General features: G+C 38.7%; 6 protein-coding genes and 1 pseudogene. 6 read left to right on the forward strand and 1 reads right to left on the reverse strand.

Going from position 1 to position 7,155, the window contains the following annotated elements; translation table 11 throughout:
• The 6 genes from JMW90_RS12115 to JMW90_RS12140 all read left to right on the forward strand — a co-directional run bounded on the left by JMW90_RS12115 (position 1) and on the right by JMW90_RS12140 (position 6,733).
• On the forward strand, positions 1 to 1,353 hold the full coding sequence (locus JMW90_RS12115) for a phenylacetate--CoA ligase family protein (protein WP_201564500.1): 1,353 nt from the start codon (positions 1 to 3) through the stop codon (positions 1,351 to 1,353).
• A 116-nt stretch (positions 1,354 to 1,469) separates the two neighbouring features.
• Positions 1,470 to 2,609: a glycosyltransferase gene (locus tag JMW90_RS12120; RefSeq protein WP_201564502.1), complete on the forward strand. Its 1,140-nt coding sequence runs from the start codon at positions 1,470 to 1,472 to the stop codon at positions 2,607 to 2,609.
• A 12-nt stretch (positions 2,610 to 2,621) separates the two neighbouring features.
• On the forward strand, positions 2,622 to 3,245 hold the full coding sequence (locus JMW90_RS12125) for a sugar transferase (protein ID WP_201564504.1): 624 nt from the start codon (positions 2,622 to 2,624) through the stop codon (positions 3,243 to 3,245).
• Positions 3,238 to 3,891, forward strand: a complete 654-nt coding sequence (locus JMW90_RS12130; RefSeq protein WP_201564505.1) for a NeuD/PglB/VioB family sugar acetyltransferase — start codon at positions 3,238 to 3,240, stop codon at positions 3,889 to 3,891. The genes JMW90_RS12125 and JMW90_RS12130 overlap by 8 nt, the downstream gene beginning before the upstream one ends.
• Positions 3,892 to 3,967: 76 nt before the next feature.
• Positions 3,968 to 5,176: a DegT/DnrJ/EryC1/StrS family aminotransferase gene (locus tag JMW90_RS12135; protein ID WP_201564506.1), complete on the forward strand. Its 1,209-nt coding sequence runs from the start codon at positions 3,968 to 3,970 to the stop codon at positions 5,174 to 5,176.
• A gap of 96 nt (positions 5,177 to 5,272) precedes the next feature.
• A complete protein-coding gene (locus tag JMW90_RS12140) occupies positions 5,273 to 6,733 on the forward strand; it encodes a capsule assembly Wzi family protein (RefSeq protein WP_201564507.1) in 1,461 nt (486 codons plus the stop codon).
• Between the two features lie 314 nt (positions 6,734 to 7,047).
• On the opposite strand, the pseudogene JMW90_RS13800 reads toward JMW90_RS12140, so the two are convergent.
• Positions 7,048 to 7,155 (reverse strand): annotated as a pseudogene (locus JMW90_RS13800) (IS5/IS1182 family transposase); the annotation flags it as partial.

The raw sequence follows: 7,155 nt of genomic DNA on the forward strand, positions 1-7,155 counted from the left end.
ATGTCTAAAGCTGAGAAAGTTTTCAAGGCTACTCCCTTTTTATTACAAAATACTGCTATATCTATATGGAATACACGTCTATATAAACAACGCCATAATGGTGATTATAATTACTTTAGATGTTTTTATAAAAGCACTGAAGATATGAGCAATAACGATATCCAAAATGAAATAAATAAGAAGAAAAAATACTTTCATGCTATTGTTACTAGCAAATCAGAATGGTACTTACCTTATAAACTTACTGATCTAAAGGATTTTCCTATTCTAGAGAAAGAGGATTTGATCAGTAGTTTTGACAAAATAAAAACTATTAATGAATCTGAAGGAATAACTAGCCATACCGGAGGCACTACTGGTGCTTCCATGAAAGTTGTTTACACTAAGTCCAATATGCAAGAGCGTTTTGCTATTCTTGATCATTTTAGGGCAAAGCATGGTTATGAGCTTGGTAAAAAAACGGCCTGGTTCTCTGGTAAGAACCTAATTAGTGATAAAGATTTGCAAAAAGGTATTTGCTCTCATTACGACTTTTTTAATAAAATTCGTTTTTATTCTACATTTCATATTAATGAAAAAAACTTTGACGTTTATTGGAAATCTTTGAATAAATTTAGTCCTGAGTTCATTGTGGGTTTTCCTTTTAGTGTTTATGAAATATGCGAAATCGCTGATAGACGCGGATTAAGCTTAAAAAATAAGGTTAATGTGTTTTTTCCTAATGCTGAAAATTTATTGCCTCACTATAGAGAGGTAATCGGTAGAGTGCTTGGTTGTAAAATAATTGACCAGTATGCTTCTTCAGAAGGCGCTCCTTTTATTTTGGAGTGTGTAGAAGGAAGCTTACATATTAATCCGTTTACAGGAATATTTGAAGTCGTTGACGAGAATATGGAACCAGCTATAGAAGGTGAGGTTTTAGTGACTTCGTTTACTACAGTAGGCACACCTTTAGTGCGTTATAGAATAGGCGATCGGATTAGATTGGCAGATCCTAACAAGACTTGTAAATGCGGCTCAAGCTTTCCATTAGTTGAAAATCTTGAAGGTAGAAAGACTGATTTCATATTTTCATTTGAAAGAGGTCGTATTAGCTTAGCTAATCTGAGTAATTCTACAAAGGGTACTAAAGGTATAGTGTGTTTCCAAGTAATACAGGAAGTGGAAACTGAAATATCTGTAAAGATAGTCATCAATGATCAATATAATAAATCTGAAGAAGACAAATTCATCTATGCGTTAAGAGAAAGAGTGGGAAATAACATTAATATCGATGTTAAGTATGTTAAAGATATTCCACGTGAAAAAAGTGGAAAATTTCGCTTTGTGAAGAATAATCTTGAACTGAAGTGATTATGCTGTTACTAATTATTTTATTTATTCGACATTCATACTAATATTTTAAATTTATATGTTGTAGCTACTTTTAATTATTTAAATTTTTTTACATATAGTATTGAGGTGTTTCGATGCGGAAGCCAAAAATTTGTTTTTTAATAACTGATGCTATTTCTTTTAACGTGTTAACTCGTGGACAGCTCGAGTATATTAGAGATTATTCTGATGTTGATATTACGCTAATTTGTGGTGGAAGCCGAGAGCAGCTGGATATTTTGCGTGCTCGTAATGTAGGTAAAGTTGTTAATGCTAAGTTTCAACGTAATCCATCTGTATTAAAAGATGCTAAATCATTAACGTATTTAATCTACTATCTACTATTTAATCGCTTTGATGTAATAATGTACTCAACGCCTAAAGCTTTGCTATTAGGTAGTCTAGCGTCCTTTATTACACTTCATAAAAATTCTATTGCACTCGTAAGAGGCCGTGTTTATGAGAACTTTTCTGGTAAAAAAAGAAAAGTATATGAAATTCTTGATAGAACTAGTCTGTTAGTTTCAAATGAAGTTATCTTTATTTCTAGGTCATTAGAAGAGGCTTATTTGAAGGATAAGCTAGTCAGTAATAACAAGACCATTTTACTGGGTGCTGGGTCTTCAAACGGTGTAGATACTTCTAAATATATACCTAAATGTTCCTTAGAAAATGTTGACAAGCAATTCCAATGTGACTATGAGCCTAGTGTTTTTACAGTCGTAGTAGTTGGTCGTATTTGTTCTGATAAAGGTTTGCAGGATTTATCTGAGGTCATAAAAAAAATAGAGCAATCTAGCGTAAGATTTTTGCTAGTAGGGCAAATTGAAGATGAAGCATCAGAGAGCTTTCTAAGCAGTTTGATGTCTAATTATTCCTGTATCCAGCATATACCGTATACCCCTGACATAGTTAAGTACTTTCAACAGGCTGACTTACATCTGCTTTTGAGTCATCGAGAAGGCTTTGGTAATGTAGCTATTGAGGCTGCGAGCTGTGGCGTTCCAACCTTCGCATACGATGTTGTTGGTGTGAGAGATAGTGTAAATAATGGTATTAGCGGTCAAAGATTTAAATTTAGGGATACATCAGCCATTGCTAAAGCAATTGATAAGGCTGCTATTGATAGTAAATTTCATCAGAGGTATGCTGGTGCAAGAGATTGGGTTATTGAGAACTTTGAGCAAAAAGCTGTCTGGCAGAACTACTTGAATTTTTACTTGCAAAACTCTTAAGGTTACTGGTTTATGATAAAACGACTGTTCGATATTACTGCTGCAACTGCTGCTTTAGTAATCTTGTCTCCGGTATACGCTATTACTGCTTATAAAGTTAGTAAAAATCTAGGTGCACCAATATTGTTTCGTCAGACTCGTCCCGGTCTTAATGGAAAACCGTTTGAGATGATTAAGTTTCGTTCTATGAAAGATGCTCTAGATATAGAGGGCAATCCGTTACCTGATAGTGAACGCCTTACTGCTTTTGGTCAGACACTACGCAATACTAGCCTCGATGAATTACCAGAGCTATGGAATGTCATAAAAGGTGATATGAGCTTAGTCGGTCCGCGACCTTTATTAATGGAATACTTGCCATTGTATAATAAAGAACAAAACCGTCGTCATCAGCTGCGTCCTGGTATTACAGGCTTTGCGCAAGTTAATGGTCGTAATGCTATCGGTTGGGATAAGAAGCTCGAGCTAGATACTTGGTATATAGACAATCAATCGTTATGGTTGGATATCAAGATACTTTTTAAAACTGTTAAAAAAGTACTGATTAAAGATGATATTAGCGCTGATGGTGAAGCAACGATGAGTAAGTTCACAGGGTCACAGAATCATCATGTAGTCGAGAGCAGCTATGAGTGAAGTTTTTGCAGTTTATGGTGCTGCTGGCTGTGGTCGTAGCTTAATGCCCGTAGCTGTTGAACAATTGAAAATTTTGGGAAATACTAGTCAAATCGTATTCATTGACGACGCTTTAACTCATGACACTAGCGTTAATGGCTATGTTGCGATGAACTATGACAGATTTAAAAGTTTAGAGAGCAGCAATAAATTTGTTCTTGTTGCTATCGCTAATGGCAATATACGTCAACAGCTTGTTGAGAAAGTTCAGCATGATGATATAGCATTATGGACAGTGCAAGGATCGACAACCTTGATTATGGATAGTGTTATTATTGGGGCAGGGTCAGCTCTTAGTCCATTTGTTACTATAGCCTCGAATGTCACAATTGGTAAGTGTTTCCACGCTAACTTATACAGTTATGTTGAGCATGATTGTATTATTGGCGATTATGTAACTTTTGCCCCCAGAGTAAGTTGTAACGGTAATATACATATTCATGACTATGCTTATATTGGTGCGGGTGCAGTTATCAAACAAGGTACGCCTGATAAGCCATTAATTATTGGTAATGGTGCTATTGTTGGTATGGGCGCAGTAGTAACCAAGGATGTACCAGCAGGCGTAGTAGTCGTTGGTAATCCGGCACGTCCATTAAATAAATAGTTATAAGAATTTAAATAATTAACAAGTAGTAATCTAAGCCAACTTATCAGATAAAAAATACAATTTTAAGGATCTTATGCTAAACACGCCTTTTTCACCTTGGCCGAGCTTTACTCAAATTGAGGCCGATGCTATTAGCCAAGTGCTGTTGTCTAATAAAGTAAACTACTGGACCGGACAAGAAGGTCGCAAGTTTGAAGAAGAGTTCGCTGATTGGGCAGATAGCAAATATGCTATTGCTATGGGTAATGGCACTTTGGCTCTAGATGTTGCATTACAAGCGCTTACTATTGGTGCAGGTGATGAAGTTATCGTCACACCGCGTACCTTTATTGCTAGCATTTCTTCAGTGGTTAATTCCGGTGCTACTCCTATCTTTGCTGATGTCGAAGAAGCCACAGGTAATATCACCGCTGAGACTATTGCTGCGGTTATTACCCCCAATACCAAAGCCATTGTCTGTGTACATTTGGCAGGCTGGCCTTGTGATATGGACGCTATTATGGCTCTTGCAGAGCAGCATAACCTGTATGTGATAGAGGACTGTGCCCAAGCACACGGTACTCGTTATAAGGGTCGTAGTGTCGGTAGTATTGGCCATGTCGGTGCTTGGAGCTTTTGCCAAGACAAAATTATGACTACCGGCGGTGAAGGTGGTATGGTCACTACCAATGATGAGCAGCTATGGCGTACGATGTGGGCCTACAAGGATCATGGCAAGAGTTATGCTGCTGTCTATGAGACGGAGCATCCACCGGGCTATCGTTGGCTACATGAGAGCTTCGGTACCAACTGGCGTATGACTGAGATGCAAGCAGCGATTGGTCGTATTCAGCTAACACGTATGGCTGAGTGGACGGCTAAGCGCACAATTAATGCACAGGCAATACTAGACGAATGTGATAAGTGGCAAGTGCAAGGGTATTTATCAGTACCTAGATTAGAGAATACGTCAGCGTTTGCTGACTGTACTCACGGCTATTACAAGCTGTATGTCTATGTACAGCCCGACAATTTGCCTGAAGGTTGGTCACGCGATAGAATTATCGCTGAGATCAATGAGCTAAAAGTACCTTGTTTTTCGGGTTCGGCGTCTGAGGTTTATCTAGAAAAAGCTTTCGATAATACGGGACTCCGCCCAGAAATTAGGCTGCCCACAGCTAAACAGTTGGGTGAGACTAGTTTAATGTTTTTAGTACACCCTACTTTGACTACTGTAGAAATTCAGCAGACCGTAGCAGCTATTGATAAAGTATTCTCTAAGATGGATAGTTCTAGTCGATGATAATTGCTGTATAATAGCCCTTATTCATTTTAGATCAGTAGACGTTGAGCAATATCCAATACCAGTCGTCAAGTACTCCTACAAAAGCAGACCCTCATGAATAAAAAGCTAGTTACCGTATTGAGTGCCAGTATCGTATCGATAGTCTCTCTGCTATCGACGACAGCATCCGCACAAAACCTATATATGAATGATCTGCGTCTCAGAGCAGATCTCGACTGGCTTAACAGTCAAGGTGTGACACAAATCAGTACCAGCACTTGGCCACTGACCGCTAATGAAATAAAACGTGGTCTTAGCACAGCTAATGCCGTGACGCCAGCTCAGCAGCAAGTATTAAGGTCGGTATATACTAAGCTTAAGCAAAACCCTAATTCCTTAGTTCATGCTGATGTAGGTGTGTATCTACAGACTGATCGTCAGCAGCTCCCACAAACCTTTGGTGATGACCAGCTAGCAGGTCAGCAAATTAACGCCTCTGTAGGACTCAGTGAAGAGAATCTAGAGTTTAATTTCCAAGCCAACCTAAAGAACGACAAGCTGATTGAGGATGGCTCTGATGTTAGCTTTGAGGGCTCTTATGTCGCTGGTAGTTTTGCTAATCAGTGGCTAGTTGCGGGTAAGATACCAGCATGGTGGGGCCCAGGCAATGATGGTAGTCTAATTCGCGGTGATGCTAGCATTCCCGTTGCTGGATTTACTATGCAGCGTGATCAACAAACAGCGCCTAATTCGCAGTATCTATCGTGGGTAGGTTCTTGGCAATATCAGCTATTTGCTGGTCAGCTCGATGATTATACCGCTATACCAGATGCTAAGCTGTTTGGTGCGCGTGTCACTGCCAGTCCGCTACCTTGGTTAGAGTTGGGTGCTTCACGTACCTTTATGTGGGGCGGTGAGGGTCGACCACAGAGCTTTAGCTCATTTACTGATGCTATTCTAGGTACAAAAGATAATGGTGATAATGGTGGTAGCTCCGATCAAGATCCTGCTAATCAGCTGGCTGGCTTTGATGCCCGCTTAAGTTTAGCGCCCTTAGTTAACCTGCCAGCTGGGATTTATGCGCAGTATGTCGGCGAAGATGAATCCGGTGGTCTGCCTGCCAAAAATATGTACTTGGCTGGCGTAGATTATGCTTCTTCGGCTTATGGCAAACCGTATCAACTGTATGCTGAATATGCAGATACCCGTACTGGCGGTGAATCAAAAGGAATATCTTATGATCATTTCCTTTATACCGATGGATATTATCAACAAGGTTACCCACTTGGCTATTCGTTAGGCGGTGATGCTGAGAGTGTTTCAGTTGGCGGCAAACTGTGGCTAAATGAACGTAATTTTATCAACGCAAAATTACAGCATGCTAGAGTCAATCAAGCCGACGAGGCTATTAATCAAGCTTTTCCAACGACTGATAAGCTAACGGTAGTCGATGTAGCGTGGGAACATCAGTTGCAGCCCTTAACTAGTATTAACACTAGACTGTGGGCAGTAGACTCAGATATCCAATCAACGGATATCGGCATAGGAGTAGGTGTAGAGTTAAAAACTTACTAAGCTCAATTGTGTTTTCGTTTTAAAATACAGTTATATAAATATAATTTCTTAATCTAATTTACTGGTAACATCTCTTTATTTTTTATTGCTATGTTATCTGTATAGTAAATTTAAGTGACGTACGATATATTTTGAGCGACGCACGGTGTAATATATATAAACTAGACTTTTCCGTATGGTAGTCATCGGTTTTTATTGCAGAATTAATAATCCGATACTATAACTAATGTTATTGAAATATCAGTATAAACAACTGCTTAAAGGTAGCATCAATAATATAAATTATTTTTTTATTAATAGACCTCTTGCAAAAGTCATAGATTAAGCTCGAAATTAACGATACCAGCAAACAGCTTCATTCTAAGATCATAGCGCTGACGACGGTTGCGATATTTATGAGCCACGATCTTGAATAATTTGAT

This window comes from Psychrobacter glacincola, assembly GCF_904846215.1.
In the GTDB taxonomy this organism is placed as follows: Bacteria; Pseudomonadota; Gammaproteobacteria; order Pseudomonadales; family Moraxellaceae; genus Psychrobacter; species Psychrobacter glacincola.

Excerpts from the sequence above, each read along its gene's own strand:
- JMW90_RS12115 (WP_201564500.1), top strand. The coding sequence starts at position 1 with ATGTCTAAAGCTGAGAAAGTTTTCAAGGCTACTCCCTTTTTATTACAA.
- JMW90_RS12120 (WP_201564502.1), top strand. The coding sequence starts at position 1,470 with ATGCGGAAGCCAAAAATTTGTTTTTTAATAACTGATGCTATTTCTTTT.
- JMW90_RS12125 (WP_201564504.1), top strand. The coding sequence starts at position 2,622 with ATGATAAAACGACTGTTCGATATTACTGCTGCAACTGCTGCTTTAGTA.
- JMW90_RS12130 (WP_201564505.1), top strand. The coding sequence starts at position 3,238 with ATGAGTGAAGTTTTTGCAGTTTATGGTGCTGCTGGCTGTGGTCGTAGC.
- JMW90_RS12135 (WP_201564506.1), top strand. The coding sequence starts at position 3,968 with ATGCTAAACACGCCTTTTTCACCTTGGCCGAGCTTTACTCAAATTGAG.
- JMW90_RS12140 (WP_201564507.1), top strand. The coding sequence starts at position 5,273 with ATGAATAAAAAGCTAGTTACCGTATTGAGTGCCAGTATCGTATCGATA.